Annotated in this window: 14 protein-coding genes; 7 read left to right on the forward strand and 7 right to left on the reverse strand. The window is 71.7% G+C overall.

What is annotated here, in order from left to right:
- Positions 1 to 65 precede the first annotated feature (65 nt).
- A complete protein-coding gene (locus NAG42_RS11975; protein WP_250030289.1) occupies positions 66 to 1,271 on the reverse strand; it encodes a saccharopine dehydrogenase family protein in 1,206 nt (401 codons plus the stop codon).
- Between the two features lie 221 nt (positions 1,272 to 1,492).
- Here NAG42_RS11975 and NAG42_RS11980 point away from each other — a divergent pair, with 221 nt between their 5' ends.
- The 5 genes from NAG42_RS11980 to NAG42_RS12000 all read left to right on the forward strand — a co-directional run bounded on the left by NAG42_RS11980 (position 1,493) and on the right by NAG42_RS12000 (position 7,057).
- Positions 1,493 to 1,951, forward strand: a complete 459-nt coding sequence (locus NAG42_RS11980; protein WP_250030290.1) for an Lrp/AsnC family transcriptional regulator — start codon at positions 1,493 to 1,495, stop codon at positions 1,949 to 1,951.
- Positions 1,948 to 3,222, forward strand: coding sequence for an NAD(P)/FAD-dependent oxidoreductase (locus NAG42_RS11985; RefSeq protein WP_250030331.1), 1,275 nt, complete (start codon positions 1,948 to 1,950; stop codon positions 3,220 to 3,222). The genes NAG42_RS11980 and NAG42_RS11985 overlap by 4 nt, the downstream gene beginning before the upstream one ends.
- Before the next feature lie 9 nt (positions 3,223 to 3,231).
- Positions 3,232 to 4,662: an MFS transporter gene (locus NAG42_RS11990; protein ID WP_250030291.1), complete on the forward strand. Its 1,431-nt coding sequence runs from the start codon at positions 3,232 to 3,234 to the stop codon at positions 4,660 to 4,662.
- Positions 4,663 to 4,817: 155 nt separating this feature from the next.
- Entirely contained in the window at positions 4,818 to 6,074 is a 1,257-nt protein-coding gene (locus NAG42_RS11995) for an MFS transporter (RefSeq protein ID WP_250030292.1), read from the forward strand.
- Positions 6,074 to 7,057, forward strand: a complete 984-nt coding sequence (locus tag NAG42_RS12000) for an AraC family transcriptional regulator (protein ID WP_250030293.1) — start codon at positions 6,074 to 6,076, stop codon at positions 7,055 to 7,057. Before NAG42_RS11995 ends, NAG42_RS12000 begins: the two co-directional genes overlap by 1 nt.
- On the opposite strand, the gene NAG42_RS12005 is transcribed toward NAG42_RS12000, so the two are convergent.
- From NAG42_RS12005 to NAG42_RS12015, 3 genes are all read right to left on the reverse strand, one after another.
- Positions 7,051 to 7,920, reverse strand: coding sequence for an AraC family transcriptional regulator (locus NAG42_RS12005; RefSeq protein WP_250030294.1), 870 nt, complete (start codon positions 7,918 to 7,920; stop codon positions 7,051 to 7,053). The genes NAG42_RS12000 and NAG42_RS12005 overlap by 7 nt on opposite strands.
- 80 nt (positions 7,921 to 8,000) lie before the next feature.
- Positions 8,001 to 11,951, reverse strand: coding sequence for an NACHT and WD40 repeat domain-containing protein (locus tag NAG42_RS12010; RefSeq protein ID WP_250030295.1), 3,951 nt, complete (start codon positions 11,949 to 11,951; stop codon positions 8,001 to 8,003).
- A gap of 91 nt (positions 11,952 to 12,042) precedes the next feature.
- Positions 12,043 to 12,657, reverse strand: a complete 615-nt coding sequence (locus tag NAG42_RS12015) for a TetR/AcrR family transcriptional regulator (RefSeq protein WP_250030296.1) — start codon at positions 12,655 to 12,657, stop codon at positions 12,043 to 12,045.
- A gap of 50 nt (positions 12,658 to 12,707) precedes the next feature.
- Between NAG42_RS12015 and NAG42_RS12020 the strand changes: the two genes are divergently transcribed.
- The gene (locus NAG42_RS12020; RefSeq protein ID WP_250030297.1) at positions 12,708 to 13,709 is read left to right on the forward strand and encodes a zinc-binding dehydrogenase; all 1,002 of its coding nucleotides are present in this window, start codon (positions 12,708 to 12,710) and stop codon (positions 13,707 to 13,709) included.
- Here the strand turns inward: NAG42_RS12020 and NAG42_RS12025 are convergent, their stop codons facing one another.
- Positions 13,710 to 14,897 (reverse strand): low temperature requirement protein A, encoded by a 1,188-nt coding sequence (locus NAG42_RS12025; protein WP_250030298.1) that lies wholly within the window; start codon positions 14,895 to 14,897, stop codon positions 13,710 to 13,712.
- 71 nt (positions 14,898 to 14,968) lie between these two features.
- Entirely contained in the window at positions 14,969 to 15,370 is a 402-nt protein-coding gene (locus NAG42_RS12030) for a hypothetical protein (protein WP_250030299.1), read from the reverse strand.
- 130 nt (positions 15,371 to 15,500) lie between these two features.
- Between NAG42_RS12030 and NAG42_RS12035 the strand changes: the two genes are divergently transcribed.
- A complete protein-coding gene (locus NAG42_RS12035) occupies positions 15,501 to 16,337 on the forward strand; it encodes a DUF72 domain-containing protein (protein WP_498370591.1) in 837 nt (278 codons plus the stop codon).
- Between the two features lie 54 nt (positions 16,338 to 16,391).
- Here NAG42_RS12035 and NAG42_RS12040 read toward each other — a convergent pair whose 3' ends face one another.
- On the reverse strand, positions 16,392 to 17,774 hold the full coding sequence (locus tag NAG42_RS12040) for an aspartate aminotransferase family protein (protein WP_284045147.1): 1,383 nt from the start codon (positions 17,772 to 17,774) through the stop codon (positions 16,392 to 16,394).
- Positions 17,775 to 17,785: the final 11 nt, after the last annotated feature.

Genomic DNA, 17,785 nt, shown 5'->3' on the forward strand with positions numbered 1-17,785 from the left:
GAGGCCCATCTCACCGGCGGCGATTGCCGGTCATCGCTGTTCACAGGCGCACGCGGCCCGACACCTCAGCGCTCCTGGAGTTCCCAGGGGCTTCCGTACGCCGTGAGCAGCTCGAGGAACGGCACGGGGTCGAAGGCCTCGGGCCCCAGAACCCCCGCGCCCGACCAGACGCCGGTCGCCAGCAGTTCGAGCGCGACGACCGGGTTCACCGCGGTCTGCCAGACCACGGCCTGGGCGCCGTACTCGCGCATCGACCATTCGTTGTCGACCAGGTGATACAGGTAGACCTCGCGCGGCTCGCCGTCCTGGCCGGTGCCCTTCACCCACGTACCCGCGCAGGTCTTGCCGGTCATCCGGTCGCCCAGCGTGGCCGGGTCGGGCAGCACCGCCGCCACGACGTCCCGGGGCGACACCTCCGTGCCTTTCACGGTCACCGGCGACGTCTTGTCCAGGCCCAGCTTGCGCAGCGTCTTCAGGACGTCGATGAACTCGGTGCCCAGGCCGTACTTGAAGGTGACCTTGCCGGCGTCGACCCAGCGCGGGATCAGCAGCACCTCCTCGTGCTCGACGTGCACGCACTCGACCGGCCCGATGCCGCCCGGGAAGTCGAACACCTCGGGCTCGGCGAACGGCTCGGTCGTGTACCAGCCGCGGTCCTTCTCGTAGATGACCGGCGGGTTGAGACACTCCTCGATGGTCGTCCACACCGAGAACGACGGCGCGAAGTCGTAACCCTCGACAACCAGGTTCGCCCCGTCCCGGACGCCGATCTCGTCGATCCGGTCGAACAGGTGCTCGGCGGCGTACTTGGCGAAGATGTCGGACAGCCCCGGCTCCACCCCGATGCCGACCAGGGCCAGCCGGTTGTCGGCCGCCCACTCGCCGGCCACCGCGAACTGCTCGTCGCCCAGCTTCACGCCGGTCTGCCGGAAGGGGTCGGTGGGGTGCGGGTGGGACAGCGACATCGCCATGTCGAGGTAGTGGGCGCCGGCCGCGGCCGCGCCCTCGAAGACCGGCATGACGAAGCGCGGGTCGACCGCGTTGAAGACGTGGGTGATGCCGTGCTCACGACAGAGCTCGGTCACGTTGTCCTGGTTCGTCGCGTCGATCTTGGCGGCGACGAACCGGGCGTCGCCGGTCGCCGCCACGGCTTTGTCCGCCCGCCCGAGGTCGTAGTCGGCGACGACGAACAGATCGAAGAAGGTGCGGCGGGCCGCGATGACGGCGGCGGCCGATCCGACACCGCCCGCTCCGACGGCGAGGATGCGCATGAGGACCGTACCTTTCGGGCATTTGAGACGCTCGATAACTGAAACCGTGCGTGCAGAGCGTCGACGCCACGGAAAAGCTTGTCAAGAGCGATCAACTCTGCGATAAACGCATCTACGCGGCGCGATGGGGGTCGCCGCCCGCAGAACGGATTCCCTTGATCAGCGCGAACCGGACGAGTGATTCCATTGCCGTCCATCAGCGTGAAAGGCAGAATCGCGGCGTGACGGCGGACCTGGCACTGGACGACATCAACAAGCAGATCATCGAGCACCTGCAGCGCGACGGGCGGATGTCCTACGCGACGCTGGCCAAGACCATCGGGCTCTCCGAGGCGGCGGTGCGCCAGCGCGTGCAGCGCCTGCTCGACGGCGGCCTGATGCAGATCGTGGCGGTGACCGACCCGCTCACGCTCGGCTTCGCCCGGCAGGCGATGGTCGGCCTCAAGGTGAACGGCGACCTGCGCGCCATCGCCGACGAGATCGCCCAGATCCCCGAGGTCGACTACGTGGTCATCTGCGCCGGCGGCTTCGACCTGCTGGTCGAGCTGGTCTGCACCGACGACGAGCACCTGCTCGACCTGCTCAACGAGAAGGTCCGGGTGATCAAGGGCGTGCTCGCCTGCGAGACCTTCATGTACCTGAAGCTGGCGAAGCAGACCTACGCGTGGGGAACTCGATGATCCCGTCCTTCTGGCTGAGCACCCTCGACCCGGTCACGCCGCGGCCACCGCTTCCCGGTGACCGGTCGTACGACGTGGCGATCGCCGGGGGCGGCTACACCGGATTGTGGACGGCGTATTACCTCTCCCAGGTCGCGCCGCAGCTGTCGGTCGTCGTGCTCGAGGCCGAGTACTGCGGCTTCGGTGCCTCGGGGCGCAACGGCGGCTGGGCGTCCGGCCTGTTCCCGGTCGGCGAGGCCAAGCTGGCCCGGCGCCACGGCGCCGACCGGGCGCGGGCGATGCACGCCGAGCTGGCCGGCGCGGTGGACGAGGTCGGCCGGGCCGCCGCCGCCGAGGGCATCGACTGCCACTACGCCAAGGGCGGCACCATCTCGCTGGCCCGCTCCCCCGCTCAGCTGCGCCGGGCCCGGTTGGCTCCCGGCTTCCTGGCCGCGGCCGAGGCGAAGGCCATCTGCAACGCGACCGACGTGCTGGGCGGCGTCTACAGCCCCGATTGCGCGGCCCTGCACCCGGCCCGGCTCGTCCGCGGTCTGGCCGCCACCGTCGTGCGACGGGGGGTCGATGTCTTCGAGGGCACCCGCGTCCTGCGCCTCGAGCGCGGCTCGGTCACCACCGACCACGGCACGGTGACAGCCGGCACGGTGGTGCGCGCGCTCGAGGGCTACACGGCTCAGCTGGCCGGTCACCGCCGCGCGCTGGCCCCGGTCTACTCCTTGATGATCGCCACCGAGCCGCTGCCGGCCGCCGACTGGGAGCGCATCGGCCTGGCCCGCCGGGAGACCTTCACCGACGAGCGCCACATGATCATCTATGGTCAGCGCACGGCCGACGACCGGCTCGCCTTCGGCGGGCGGGGCGCCCCCTATCACTTCGGGTCGCGCATCGAGCCCTCGTACGACCAGGTTCCCGAGGTCTTCGACAGCCTGAGCCACACGCTCACCGACATGTTCGGCATCCGGCCCGAGATCGCCTACCGCTGGGGCGGCCCGCTGGGCATCCCGCGCGACTGGATGCCCTCGGTCGGCCTCGAGGACGGCCTGGCCTGGGCCGGCGGCTACGTCGGGGACGGGGTCGCCGCGGCCAACCTGGCCGGCCGCACCCTGGCCGACCTGATCGCCGGTCACGACACCGTCCGCACCACGCTGCCCTGGGTCGGCCACCGCTCCCGCCGGTGGGAGCCCGAGCCGATCCGCTGGCTCGGCATCAACGCGGCCCTGCGGGCCACCACCCTGCGCGACACCCTGGAGAAGCACCCCGCCCCGGCCCGCTAGCTTGGTCCCGTGGGGGTGCCGACCGGGTCCGGCCGGCCGCGCGTGGTGCTGGCCGTCTGCTGCGCCGCCGTGGTCATCGTGGTCATGGACATCGCCGTCGTCAATGTGGCGTTGCCGGCGATCGGCCGGGATCTGGACGCCTCGGTGTCCGGTCTGCAGTGGACGGTCGACGCGTACGTGCTGGTGCTGGCCGGGTTCCTGGTGATGGCCGGTTCCGCCGCCGACCGGTGGGGCCGGCGACGGGTGTTCCAGCTCGGCCTGGCCACCTTCGGGCTCGGGTCCCTGCTGTGCGGCCTGGCCCCGAGCATCGGCTGGCTGATCGCCGCGCGGGTGCTCCAGGCCGTCGGTGGCACCATGCTCAACCCGGTGGCCGCGGCGATCGTCGGCACCACCTTTCCCGGCCCGGCCGAGCGGGCCCGGGCCCTCGGCGTGTTCAGCGCGATGACCGGCCTGTCGCAGGCGCTGGGCCCGATCGTCGGCGGCGCGCTGGTCGGCACCTTCGGCTGGCACGCGATCTTCTGGGTCAACCTGCCGATCGTGGCGGTCGCGATGCTCGGCGCCGCCCGGTTCATCCCCGAGTCCCGGGCCCCGCGGGCCCGCCGGTTCGACCCGGTCGGCCAGGTCCTGGTGGTCGTGGTCCTGGCCGGCACCGTCTACGCGATCATCGAGTCCCGCAAGTTCGGCTGGACCTCCCCGGTCATCCTCGGCCTGCTCGCGGTGGCCGTGCTGGCGCTGGTGGGCCTCCTCGCGTACGAGCCGCGCCGCGCCGACCCGCTGCTGGAGCTGCGCCTGTTCCGCAGCCTGCCGTTCAGCGCGGCCCTCTCGATCTCGCTGGCCGGCCTGTGTGGTTTCGGCGCCTTCCTGTTCGTCACCACGCAATACCTGCAGACCGTGCGCGGCCTGTCCCCGCTGACCGCCGGCCTGAGCCTGCTCCCGGTCGGGATCGCGGTCGCCATCGTCTCGCCGCTGACCGGCCGGCTGGTCGCCGCCCGCGGTCCCCGGCTGCCGCTGGTCGTCGCCGGGGGCGCCCTGGCCGCGGGTGGCGCCGCGTCGCTGGGGCTGGGTCCGGCCACCCCGCTACCGGCCCTGCTCGCGACCTACTCGCTCTTCGGGATCTTCCTCGGCACGGTCATCGCGCCGATCACCACCACCGCGCTGGCCGGCATGCCCCGATCGATGGCCGCGCTGGCCACCTCGCTGCCCTCGGCCGCCCGTCAGACCGGGACGGCCCTGGGCGTCGCGATCTCCGGAACGATCGTGGCGTCGGCCCTGATCGGCGGCGGCCCGGCGTTCACCGAAGCCGGCCGCGGCGTGTGGTGGCTGACCGTGGCCCTCGGCCTGACCATCACGATCCTGGCCCTGGCCGGCACCGGGCGCCGGGCCGCCCGCAGCGCGGCCCGGGCGGCGGCCCTCTTCGAGGAGCTGGACCGGAAATCGTGACGACCGGGGACGCCGCGCCGGTATACGCTGCCTCCCACCCTCGCCGAAGCTGGAGTTGAGAGATGCCCGGTCACCACCGCACGCGCTGACACCTGTCATCGCGTGCTGCCCTCGCATCGTGCGGCACGTCGCCCACCTCGACTCGAGGGATCCGCGTGCCCAATTCCGGTTTTCGTCGCTTCTGGGCCGGTCAGACGGCCTCCCAACTGGGCGAGCACACCAGCCTGGTGATCCTGCCGCTGCTCGCCGTCCTGACGCTGGACGTCGGCGCCTCGCAGCTCGGCCTCCTGCGCGCCGTGGGGCAGGCGCCCCTGCTGCTGCTCGCCCTGCTCGCCGGCGCCTGGGTGGATCGATGGCAACCCCGTACGGTCATGGTCCTGGCCGACCTCGGCCGCGCTCTCGCCCTGGGCGTCGCCGGTGTGGCCGCGCTGATCGGTGGCCTCGGACTGCCCGCCCTGCTCGTCATCAGCTTCGCCGTCGGCTCGTTGTCCGTGCTCTTCGACGTGGCTTATCAGAGCTTTCTCGTACGGCTGGTCGACCGCGACCACCTCCTGCGCGCGACCAGCGCCGTGGAGGGCAGCCGCTCCGCCGCGCAGATGGCCGGGCCCGCGCTCGGCGGCTTCCTGGTGTCCGCGCTCTCGGCTCCGCTCGCCGCCACTTCCGCCGCCGGCGTCTTCGTCGTGTCGGCCCTCTCCCTGGTCCGCATCCGGCAGCGCTTCGCCTCCACCAGCGGTCCGCGCCGCATCCGGGACGGCGTGGCCTTCGTGATCCGGCACCCGGTGCTGCGCCCGATCTGCTTCGCCTCCGCCGCATTCAACTTCTTCTTCGCCGCGACGATGACCGTCTACCTGCTCTTCCTGCCGCGCGCGCTGGGCCTGTCGGCCGCGGGGATCGGGCTGGCCCTGGCCGCGACCGGCCCCGGCGCCCTGGTCGGCTCGCTGCTGGCGGTGCGCCTTCCCCGCCGTACGGGATATGGCCCGGCCATCGTCGGCGCGGCCCTCATCTCCGACGGCGTCCTGCTGCTCGCGCCCGCCCTGCACGGCGGCTCGGCGTCCACGGTGACCGCCCTGATCACGATCAACCTGGTTTTCGGGGTCTTCGGTCAGCTGGTCAACGTGGCCGTCATGACGGTTCGCCAGTCCGTCACGCCGCACCCGCTGCAGGGCCGGGTCGCCGCGACCATCACCTTCGCCGGCATGGGACTCACACCCGTCGGCTCGCTGCTCGGTGGAATCCTGGCTGACCGGTGGGGGCTGCGCCTGGCCCTGGTGGTCATGGCGTCCGGCATGCTGTTGTCACCCATACTGATGGCGCTTTCACCGGTGGCGCGCTTGGGCCGGCGACTCGACGGGAACGGGATGCACATGCGTTTTTCCGATAGTCGGTTCCGTTCCGGGTCGAACGAGGCGTAATGCGGCCAGAGCAAGACGCACCGAATCCGGTTTCCCGATTCGAGTTCGCGACCCACGAGGCCGAGGTCGCCCACGACGTGCTCCACCGGCTCTACGACGGCGGGCAGTTCCGGATGCTGCGGGCCGGGCATCCGTTCACCTACCGGCAGGAGGCCGTCGCGGCCGGCCCCATCACGGCCGTCCGGGTGCTGTACACAATGGATGTTTCGGTGCGGTTCGAGCCGTCGGACAGCCTGATCTTCACCGCTCTGACCGGCGGCCGGGTCGAGACCGAGCACAGCCACGGCCTCACCCGCACCGGCCCCGGCGATGTGCTCGTGCACCTGCCCGGGCGCGCGCTGACCAACATCTGCCGGGACTTCGACATGGTCAGCCTGCACCTCGACCCGGCCCTGGTCACCGGCATGGCCGTGGCCCGGACCGGCCTGCCCTGGGCCGACTTCCGGTTCGAGGCGATGACCCCGGTGTCCGCCGCACTGGGCCGATACTGGCGGGACACCTTGACCTATGTGCACCAGCTCCTCACCGGCCCGCCCGAGCCGCTCGACCAACCGCTGGCCATCATCGCCGCCGCCGAACTGGCCGCGACGGCGGCCTTGGTCACCTTCCCCAATTCCGCGATGACGGCGCCCGAACGACCGGCCATCGGTCCGGTGCCGCCGGCCGCGGTGCGCCGGGCCGTGTCGTACATCGACTCGCACGCCGGCGACCCGATCACCGCGGCCTGGATCGCCGAAGCCGCGCGGGTCGGCCCGCGCGCCCTGCAGGCGGCCTTCCGGCGTCATCTGGACACCACGCCGATGGCCTACCTGCGCCGGGTCCGGTTGAGCCGGGCGCACCGCGACCTGCTCGACGCCGACCCGACCACCGGCGACACGGTGGCCTCGATCGCCCGGCGCTGGGGCTACCTCAGCCTGAGCCACTTCGCCGCCGACTACCGGAGCGCCTACGGCCGCCCACCGAGCGACACCTTGCGCTACTGAGGCTCGACCGGCAACCACAGCTCACTGGTGGCCGTGCTGAAGTCGTCCGCCCGCTCGAGGATCGCCACGATCGACGGCCCCGGGCGCAGCCGCCACGGGTTCGAGGGAAACCATTCGGTGGCCGTGGCGGCCCACGTCACCTGCAACGACTGCGGGTAGGGCCCGCTGCTGCGGAAGACCGCCCACGTCCCGGCCGGCACCTCGATGACGTCGAGGTCGCCGGGGACGGTGGTGGCCGCACCGACCGCGACCCCGTGCAGGTAGGTGAGTTCGGTGCCCTCGGCGGCGTCGGGTTCGGTGCCGTCGCTGACGGCGAGCAGACCGGCCGGCTCGAGGTCGCCGAGCGCCTTCAACCGCTGATGCTCCTGGGCGGGTATGGCCGCCACGTGCTGCTGGATGTGCGGGTTCACTCCTTCATGGATCAGCGGGACACGGGTCGCGTGCCCCGCGAGCCGGAACGAGGGCCGGTCCGCGATGCGGGTCTCCATGGGTTCGCTCCCTTCGACAGTCAGGCGGAACCTGAGCTGTGGTTGTGCCCGGAGGGGCCCGCCGTCCCGGCGCACATCGGCCGGCCCGGCGCCGTGCACAGCCTTGAACGCCCGCCCGAAAGCCTCGGCCGACCCGTACCCGTACCGCACCGCGATCCCGAGCAGGTCACCCCCACCCCGGACGACGTCCCCGGCCGCCACGGTCATCCGCCGCCGCCGCACATACTCCGACAGCGGCATCCCGGCCAGAGACGAGAACATCCGCCGCAGGTGATACTCACTGCTGCCCACCGCCCGAGCCACCGCCGCCACGTCCACGTCCGCGCCGAGCCGCCGCTCCACCAGGTCGACCAGCCGATTGAGTGCCGAGATCATGACCCCTCCTCCGACACCACTCTGACGCCCGCCACCCCCTGCCCGCCCGATCACTCGGGCCCGATTCGATCAGACGCCGCTCAGGTGACGCACGTCTGCTCGTACTCGATCGTGGGCAGGTAGCGTGCCCATTCCGCCTGGTTCAGGCCGCGTCCGGCCCGCTCGCAGGCAAGGGTGAGCCCTTCCTCGAGCGGCGATCGGACCATCGGTGACCGGGACAGGGCGCCGAGGTCCCACACCACAGTCATCCAGTAGTTGGCGGCGATCAGCGTCTTGCTGTCCGTGCCCAGACGAAGGTCGCTGCCGAAGTCCGCGTAGGCCACCGGACCGGGACCGGTTCGGTCGAGGCGCCACACCGCTTCGGTGATGCCGTCGGGCGCTCCAGCGATCGCCCAGCGGCCGTCCCGGCTGATGTCGAGAGGGTCGATCCCGGTCCGGCCGACCGGGCCGAAGGTGCTGATCCGCGGTGGTTTCGCCGCCAGATCCCAGGAAACGCCACGGTGGTTGGCGAGCAAGGCGGCGAACCGGTGCCCGTCATCGCTGAACGCGACCCGATAGCTGCCCCGGCCGACGGTGAGGCGGGGACCGGCGGGCCGGCCGAGACGTCGCAGCTGGGTGACTCCCGCGCGGTCGACAACCAGCCAGCGGCTGTCCGGACTGATGCTGACCGGCCTCTCCGCATCGGCCAGTGACAGCTTGACCGGTCGCGAGCCTCGTAGGTCCCAGACCCTGCCGCCGGCCATCACCCAGTTCCCATCGGAGCTGAGCCGCCCGGACCGGCCCACCGATCCCCTCCGGCGCGGCGGTGTGGTGGTCAGATCCCACACCGAACCGGCTCCGCTCAGCGATGAGGTCGCGAGGGCACGGTGGCCGGACCGGCTGAACTGGAGGTGGCTGCGGCGCACGCTCGCCGGGAGGACGGTCGCGCGGGGCGGGTCCGCCGTCAGATCGGCCAGGATCGCCCGGCCGCCCGGGTCGAGGTAGGAGAACCACCGCCCGTCCGGACTCCAGACCGGCTGCATCACCGACAGGTCAGGGCCGGCCTCGAGGCGCAACGGCACCGGGCGCGGAGGCCGACCGGCGATGTCCCACAACCGGAGGCCGGTGTCGCCGCGGACCAGAGCCCACCGTCCCCGGTCGTCGACCCGGACGTCGGTCTTAGCCGGTACGTGCTCGAGCACCGCGCTGACCGGCTGTTTCGGCGAGAAATCCCAGACGGTCGCCACGTTGTCCTCGGTCACCGCGACGACGCGGCCGTTCGGAGCGGAGGCGACGATGTGGTCCAGGAAGGGACTCTCGGCCCGGCTCACCTTCGTGCCGGCGATGCGGAACAGTCCCCGCCGGGCATAGGTGGCGAAGGCGAACCCGCCGGGACCGGGCAGGTCCGTGTATTTACGTGCGGTCACTGAGGCGAGCGCGCCCGGCCGAGCATGGATCATCGAGCCGGTGGTGAGCACGGAGTCCGCCGGGACCTCCGACGGGTCGATCGCGTAGGCGGCGATGCGCAACCGCAGCGCGGTGTCCTGTTCGCCGGGCCCCAGCGAGTCGGCGATCAGCCCGAGCCGGCCGTAGATCTCGTAGCGCTCGTTCTCCCTCGCCTGGGCTTCCGCCTGGGCTTCCGCCTCGGCTCGGGCGGCGATCGCCTCCCGGATGCCGGGCACGGTGGTGACCACCGCTCCGGCCACCATCAGGAGAGCCGCCAGGCCGGTGGCGACCGCCGTCCGCGTCCGCCGCCATCGAGGCGGGCGGGCCGGCCTCGCGACGGGTTGCGTCCGCTCCGGCGACGGCGCGACGAGGTGCCGTTGCAGCAGATCGTGCCGGAACTGGTGGGCCGGGCCGGCCTGACGCAGCACGCCGCGTTCGTGGGCGTCGGAAAGAAAGCGCATCAGTCGCCAGGGCAGCCGGCCCAGCAGCGCACGCCACGACCGGGAGATGGTGTACGAGATCCAGAGCGACCCGGATCCGGCCGCGACCACCACGGCGACGGCCAGAGTTGTCCAGCAAGCCGCCACCACGGCGGTCGTGGACCATTTGCCGAGGGCCGCGAAAAGAACCCCCACAGCGACACCGACCGGCAGCGCCGAGATCATCACGGTCGAGATCAGTGCCCGCCGGTCCTCCCGGAGCGTCGAGAGGGGCGACCGCGAAGCCCGTTCCGAGATCGGAGCGCTGATCCAGCGTCCCACTCCCACCGGCAGGCCGATCACCACGGTGCCGGTCGCGGCTACGCCGAGACTGAAGACCAGGACCGGCACCGGCTCGTAGGCCTCGGTCAGCTGCAGGAGCCCGAACACCAGGGCGATGGGGAGCGCGATGGTCAGCCCCATGACCAATCCGTGCCCGAGCGCCGAACGGATCGTCGCGGCGCGAAAGGTCACGCGGCGCGGCACCGCCGAGGCGCCGAGGCCGTTCGTCACGACGCTGGCGATGAGGCCGATGAACGCGCCGACGAGGAACTCACCGATGAGGTACCGGCCATAGGCCCAGACGCCCACGTACGGCTCGTCGTCGAACACGATCTGGGCCGCCGCCAGCACCAGACCGGCCAGGCCTCCGTCGCGCAGACCTCGGGCGATCAGTGCCCGGACGCCTCGGCTCGGGCGAGTCGCGTGCACGGTCCGAGCGGTCGCGATCCCGGTGATCAGTCCGATCGGGAGCGCGGCGACGAACGCGTTGGTCGCCGCCACCTCGTAGTCGAAACCCACCGGCAGCCCGAGGAGGCCACTCGCCAACGCTGCCGCGCTGACCAGCAACACGATGGTCACGGCGAGCAGCACCGGCCGGGTCGCCCGCGCGAACTCCCACCAGCGCATGTCAACCGGCGTCGTGCGGGCCAGCTCGGCCAGCCAGCGCCGGGCACGGTCGTGGCCGTAGCGCTTCAGCCCCGGCGCCCGCTGCTCCGGGCGGTAGACGATCGCGAGGAAGCGGTCGAGCAGGTGGCGTTCGATCTCGGCCGCGCCGGTGAACCGCAGCAGATCGGACGGGTCGTCCCCAGCCGGCGGCCGATAGACCGTGCGGGCCAGCCAGATGGCCAGCGGCGTGGACAGTACCGAGGCCAGTTCTCCGCCCGGGTCGGTGGACAGCCGGTCGACGACTCGCTGCCACCGCGGGTCGTCGGGGGTGTCCCGTCCGGTCAGGAACCCCGCCGCGTCGCCCGACTCGATGTCGGTCAGCTCGATCACCACGGTGCCGCTGAGTGGCCCCGCCGTCCGGCGGGCGAGGTCGAACTCGGCCCGGCGGCAGGCGATCACGATCGGCAGGTCGAAGGCCAGCGCCTCCTCGATGGCGTCCAGCGCGGCTGCCGTGCGCTCGTCGGCCATCTCGTCGAGTCCGTCGAGGACCACCAGAATCCGGTTGCGCTCGACGAGCCGCTGGACCACATCGGAGCCGTAGCTGTCCTGATCACGCAGGAAGGGATGGTCCTCCAGCACGCGGCGGCTGAGCCAGGTGCGTAACGGCTCGGCCGGATCCCAGCCGGTCGCGGACAGCAGCACCGGGACGGGTGCGTCGGGCCGGCGCATCTCCAGGACCCCGAGGGTGAACAGCAGGAGCAGGACGGACTTGCCCGAACCCGGCCGCCCCACCACGACAAGCCGGTTCGCGGGCCGGTCGAAGAAGGCCCTCACCAGATCGGCGGCGGGCGGGCCGTCCACGGCGAGGGAACCGGAGATCTCCTGAGACGTCCAGGCCAGCCGTAGCGGCCGGGGGCTCAGCAGGCGGCGGAACCCGGCCTCGGTCGTCCACTGTTCCCGCTGCGCGGTCGCGAGATCGTCGGCGGCCCGGCCGAGCCCGGCTTCCGGATCGGTGTCACCACCTCCGCCTCCCCCGCCGACAAGGGCGATCACGGCCACCACGAGCGCCGCGGCACCGAGGAAGAAACTGCCGACGCTGGCCAGCTGATCCGACCTCGTCAGCACGTCCGGGTGGCCGCGCTGCAGGAACCACAACAGCCCGGCGAGCAGAAGTCCGGACGCGACACCCAGCAACCGGACCCGTCGCCAAGATCGTTTTGTCCCATTGTGTCGGGGCACCGCGCCATGATGGACCACTGGTGCGCATTTGCCCATAGGTCGAAAGAGTGTCAATGCCCCGATGGGGCTCGGGCCGACCGGAGCGGTCGTCTCACAGACGGGCGCGGGCCGGTGGGGGCAGGGGACTCGCGGTGGCGGAGGCTCGGAAGGCCTCGAGGGCCAGGGCCGCGAAGCGGCGGGCGGCGGCCAGGCGCAGCTCGGGCGGCTCGGCCGGCAGTCCGCGGCCGGCCATCAGGATGAGGATCAGGTCGTCGACGACGAAGTCGGGCCGCAGGGCGCCGGCGTCCTGGGCCCGCCGGCACAGACCGGCCAGCGCGCGCAGCATGCCGGCCCGGTGGGCGGTGAAGTCGGCGGCGTCCGGGTACGACGTCACGAAGGCGTCGACGAAGCCCTGGTTGCGGGCGTTCAGCTCGGTGATGTCGAGGACGACCGAGCGCAGGCCGCGCCACGGGTCGGGGTCGGCGCAGCCGTCGCGGACGATGGTGCTGCAGGCGCGCAGCTCGTCGGTGAACGCGGCGTCGATGAGCGCCTGTTTGGTCGGGAAGCGGCGATACAGCGTCGCCGGGCCGACCTGCGCCCGGCGGGCGATCTCACGCATGGGCACGCCCAGCCCGCGCTCCGAGAAGAGCGCCCGCGCCGACTCCAGGACGCGGTCGCGGTTGTCCCGGGCGTCGGCCCGCAGCATCTGAGGCAATTCGTCGGCCATAGGCTCTCACTTTAGCCAAGTGGACGGGGGCGTCCACTACCGTCGTGAGCATGAAAGCAGTGAGTATTCAGACGTTCGGCGATCCGGCCGGGATGGTCGTGATCGACGTGCCCGGGCCCGAGCTTTCCCCGGGGCGGCTGCTGATCGAGACCGAGGCGGTCGGGGTCGGTGGGGTCGACGCGGTCATCCGGCGCGGCACGATCGGCGGGTTCGGTTTCCGCGAGGGCCTCATCCCGGGCAGCGAGGTGGCCGGGCGGGTCACCGCCGTCGGCGACGGGGTCGACGCCTCGTGGGTCGGGCGGGCCGTCTGGGCGTTCACCGGGGTCGGCGGCGCCTACGCGGAGCGCGCGGTGGCCCGCCTGGAGGACGTGACCGCGCTGCCGGCCGGACTGTCGCCGGTCGACGCCGTGGCACTGGGCTGCTCGGGACCGGTGGCCCACTTCGGTCTGGCCCACGCCCACTTCGCGAAGGGCGAGTCCGTCCTGGTGCGGGGTGCGGCCGGGAGCATCGGCCTGCTGGCGGTGCAGCTGGCCGTGCTCGGCGGCGCCGGCACCGTCGCCGTGACGACCTCGTCGCCCGAGCGCGGCCGGCTCCTGCGGCAACTGGGCGCGACCGACGTCCTGGACCGGTCCGGCGCGAGCGCCGGCGACAGCGACGGCGACAGCGGCGGTGACAGCGCCGGCGCCGGTGACGCCCGGTTCGACGTCATCTACGACATCGTGGGCGGGCCGGAGCTGCCCTCGTTCTTCGACCGGCTGGCCGACAACGGGCGGATGGTGTCGGTCGGTGTCGTCGGCGGCTTCCCGCCCGCCGACTTCGGCGCGGTGCTGCTGCGGTCCTTCCAGCGCTCTCTCTCGTACGGGACCTTCAGCCTCGACACCGTGGCGGCCGACGAGCGTAATCGCGTGCGGGCGGAGCAGTTCGACGCCGCCGCCCGCGGGGAGCTGCGCACCGTCGTGCACGACGTGCTGCCCCTCGACGCGGCGGCCGACGCGCACCGGCGGATGGACGCCGGTGAGGTGTTCGGCCGGATCGTCCTCGCCGTGCGGTGATCAGGCCTCGGTCGTCCGCAGGGCACCGCGGCGCTGGGCACGCATGCCGGCCAGCACGGTGGCCACCAGGATCAGCGTCACCAGGATGACCGACGCCATCGGGGGCAGGAACTCCGGGATGCCGGCCAGCGCGACCAGCGGGATGACGGCGACCGGCCACGGCCAGGCCGAGAGCCAGCGCCCGGAGGTGCCCATCATGACCACGGCCACGCCGGCCAGATAGAGCGCGGTGCCGCCGTGCAGGGCCCAGCGGGCGGTGTCGCCCAGGTCGCCGGACGGGTGCGCGACGAACTGCTCGATGCCGACCGCGGCCACAGCCAGCCCGACCACCAGCGGCAGGTGGCCGTAGATGTAGGCGTCGGCCACCCCGGTCTCCGAGTTCTCACCCTCCTCGACGAGCTCCCGTTTGCCGGCCGCGCCACCCAGGTCGAAATAGATCCACCACAGCGCCGCGACAGCCGTGAACGCGATCGCCGCCGACACGACCGAGGCCGCCACCCAGTGCTCCTCGTGGACGCCCACCGCGATCGAGCGCACCGACTCACCCAGGACCAGGATCACGAACAGCGCGAACCGGTCGGGCAGGTGGTCGAGGTGCAGCGGAGTCTTGTCACCGAGCCGCGTCGCCACGATGGGCGCGGCCGCCTCGACCAGGATGCCGGCGGCCCACAACACGTAGCGGGCGGTGCCGTGCACGGGCAGGGAGGCGGTCCACAGCGCAGTGGCCGCCACCGCGCCACCGATGTAGATGCCGATCGTGTGCCGGGCCTCCGGCACGTGGCGCCAGGCCCGTACGTAAAGCAGGAGCAGCAGCACCCGGGTGGCCAGATAGCAGAGGGCGAACTCGGTGCCCTCGTCGCTGGTGGCGCCCAGCGCCGCGGCCGCCATGCCGACGACCGCGCCCGTGGCGGCCAGCTTGGCCAGGCGGTAGAGGACGTCGTTGGTGTCGAACCGGTTGGCGTAGAGCGTGGTCGTCACCCACGACCACCAGGTCACGATGAGCAGCCCGACGAAGGTCGCGGTGCCGGTCAGGTCGAGGTGGTCGGCGAATCCGGTGGCGAGCTGGTCGATGACCAGCACGTAGGCCAGGTCGAAGAACAGCTCGAGCCGCGACGCGCCGCGCTCGGCCTTCTCCGTCCGCAGACGGGGTGGCCGGATGAGGGGGGCGGGGCGATCGTCGGTGGTCACGAGCCCCGCAGTTCCCCGACAGGCCACGGACCACACCCCCCGAAGGGAGTGTGGCCCGGGCCCGGAACTGACTAGCGGCGGAAGATGATCGTGTTGCCGCCGCGGTACCAGCCGAAGTCGCCACCGCGGTAGCTGTTGTACCAGCCGCCGTACCAGTTGTCGTTGTCGTAGCCGTCGTTCCAGTCCTCGACCGTCAGGACGTAACCACGACGGCTGTGGCCGAAGCCGACCCGGTCGCAGTCGTAGTCGTCCCAGCGGTCACGCCACTCGCCCATGCGACCGACGCGCTCACAGGCACTCCACGAGCGGAAGTAGCCCACGACCTCGTCGTCGTCGTAGCCGTAGTGGCCGCCGGTCACGGTCTGGGAGCCCTGCGCGGTGGCGGGGGCGGCCTGAGCCGGACCGGCACCGATCGCGAGAGCGGTACCGAGCCCGAGGCCGGCAACGGCGAGAAGCCGAGCAACGCGGTTCATCTTAGAAACCCCTTTCGTCATGACGTCTTGCGGAATGAGTTGATCATCCCGATCAGATAACAAATGGGGCATTCGCCGTCGGGTAATCCGATCGTGTCGCTAAACCTGGCCGGAGGGTAAATTCGCTCCTGTGACGAGGCTGCATGTCGGTTGTGCCATGTGGACGCACAAGGCGTGGCAGGGCCGGGTGGTCGGCCCCGGGCAGGACAATCTCGAGGCGTACGCGGGCTGGTGCAACGCCGTCGAGGGCAACACGACGTTCTACGCGACGCCGTCGCGGGACACCGTGGCCGGCTGGGCCCGCCAGACGCCGGAGGACTTCCGATTCATCCTGAAGCTCCCGCGCGTCGTCACCCACGACCGGCGGCTGCGCGGCGGCGAAGCCGAGCTGAGAGCCTTCCTCGACACGATCCAGCCGCTCGGCCCCCGCGTGCACACGCTGTGGATCCAGCTGCCGCCCTCGTTCGGCCCGCCCGATCTCCCCGCGCTCGGCGATTTCCTGCGCCACCGGCCGGCGGGTCACCGCTATGCCGTCGAGGTGCGCCACCCGGCCTTCGGCGAGGATCCGCGCGAGCTCGATCGGCTGCTCACGTCGGCCGGGGCCGAGCTGGTCCCCTTCGACACGAGCGTCATGTTCGCGTCCCCACCGACCAGCGACGCCGAGCGCGACGCGTGGACCAGGAAACCCAGGCTTCCGGTACGCCCCCAGGCGCTCACCGATCACCCGATCATCCGCTACCTGGGCCGCGACGACCCGGCCCGCACCGTCGAGGGCTGGCAGCGCTGGCTCCCGGTGGTGGCCGGCTGGCTCGGTGAGGGCCGCTCCCCCACGGTCTTCATCCACACCCCCGACAACACCGACGCTCCCGCCCTGGCCCGCCGCTTCCACGCCGAGGTGGCCGCCCTGGTGCCCGGTCTGCCGGCGCTGCCGGAACCCGAGCCGGTCGGGCCGCTGACGTTGTTCTGAGGGCAGACGGACGCCCGGCACTCCCTGGGCGGAGGGCCGGGCGTCCGTGGCTTCTCAGAGCTGTTTCGAGGCCTCGGTCAGCACCGAGCGCAGGATCTGCTCGATCTCGGCGAACTCGGCCTCGCCCGCGATCAGCGGCGGCGCCAGCTGGATGACCGGGTCGCCCCGGTCGTCGGCGCGGCAGTAGAGGCCCGCTTCGAACAGAGCGCCGGAGAGGAAGCCGCGCAGCAGGCGCTCGGACTCGTCCTCGTTGAACGTCTCCTTGGTGGCCTTGTCCTTGACCAGTTCCAGGCCGAAGAAGTAGCCGTCGCCGCGCACGTCGCCGACGATCGGCAGGTCGGACAGGCGCTCCAAGTAGGAGCGGAACAGGTCGCTGTTGTCACGGACGTGCTGGTTGAGGTTCTCCCGCTCCATGATGTCCAGGTTGGCCAGCGCCACCGCCGAGCCGACCGGGTGGCCGCCGTAGGTGATGCCGTGGGCGAACCAGTTGGTGCCCTCGAGGAACGGCTCGGCCAGGCGGTCCGACGCGATCATCGCCCCCAGCGGGACGTATCCGCTGGTCAAGCCCTTGGCGACGGTGATGATGTCGGGGGTGTAGCCGTACTTGTTGCCGCCGAAATACTCACCCAGCCGGCCGAAGCCGCAGATGACGTCGTCGGAGACCATCAGGACGTCGTACTTGTCGCAGATCTCGCGGACCCGCTGGAAGTAGCCGGGCGGCGGCGGGAAGCAGCCGCCGGAGTTCTGCACCGGCTCCAGGAAGACCGCGGCGACCGTCTCGGGGCCCTCGAACTCGATGGCCTCGGCGATGCGGTCGGCCGCCCACAGGCCGAACTCCTCGAGCGACTGCGACTCGTCGGGGCGGCGGTAGTAGTTGGTGTTGGGCACGCGCAGGGTCGAGGGCACCAGCGGCTCGAAGTCGGCCTTGATGGCCGGGATGCCGGTGATCGACAGGGCGCCCATCGAGGTGCCGTGGTAGGCGATCGAGCGGGAGATCACCTTGGTCTTGGTGGGCTTGCCGGTCCGCTTGAAGTAGGAGCGGGCGAGCTTCCAGGCCGACTCGACGGCCTCGGAGCCGCCGGTGGTGAAGAAGACCCGGTTGAGGTCGCCGGGGGTCAGGTCGGCCAGCCGGTCGGCCAGCTCGACCGCCTTGGGGTGGGCGTAGGACCAGAGCGGGAAGTAGGCCAGCTCGCCGGCCTGCTTGGCGGCGGCCTCGGCCAGTTCCTGCCGGCCGTGGCCGGTCTGCACGACGAACAGCGCCGACAGCCCGTCGAGGTAGCGGCGGCCGGCGGAGTCCCAGACGTAGCAGCCGTCGCCGCGCACGATCATCGGGATGTCGGCCTTCTGGTAGGACGACAGCCGGGTGAAGTGCATCCACAGGTGGTCGCGGGCGTCGCCGGCCAGCTTCTGGTAGTCGGGTGACTGGAGGTCGCTCAAGGGGGGCTCCA

It is taken from the genome of Paractinoplanes maris, assembly GCF_023544465.1.
Lineage (GTDB): Bacteria > Actinomycetota > Actinomycetes > Mycobacteriales > Micromonosporaceae > Actinoplanes > Actinoplanes maris.

Coding starts and splice junctions, on each gene's coding strand:
- NAG42_RS11975 (WP_250030289.1), bottom strand. CDS start 1,271: ATGCGCATCCTCGCCGTCGGAGCGGGCGGTGTCGGATCGGCCGCCGCC.
- NAG42_RS11985 (WP_250030331.1), top strand. CDS start 1,948: ATGATCCCGTCCTTCTGGCTGAGCACCCTCGACCCGGTCACGCCGCGG.
- NAG42_RS12000 (WP_250030293.1), top strand. CDS start 6,074: ATGCGGCCAGAGCAAGACGCACCGAATCCGGTTTCCCGATTCGAGTTC.
- NAG42_RS12005 (WP_250030294.1), bottom strand. CDS start 7,920: ATGATCTCGGCACTCAATCGGCTGGTCGACCTGGTGGAGCGGCGGCTC.
- NAG42_RS12015 (WP_250030296.1), bottom strand. CDS start 12,657: ATGGCCGACGAATTGCCTCAGATGCTGCGGGCCGACGCCCGGGACAAC.
- NAG42_RS12020 (WP_250030297.1), top strand. CDS start 12,708: ATGAAAGCAGTGAGTATTCAGACGTTCGGCGATCCGGCCGGGATGGTC.
- NAG42_RS12030 (WP_250030299.1), bottom strand. CDS start 15,370: ATGAACCGCGTTGCTCGGCTTCTCGCCGTTGCCGGCCTCGGGCTCGGT.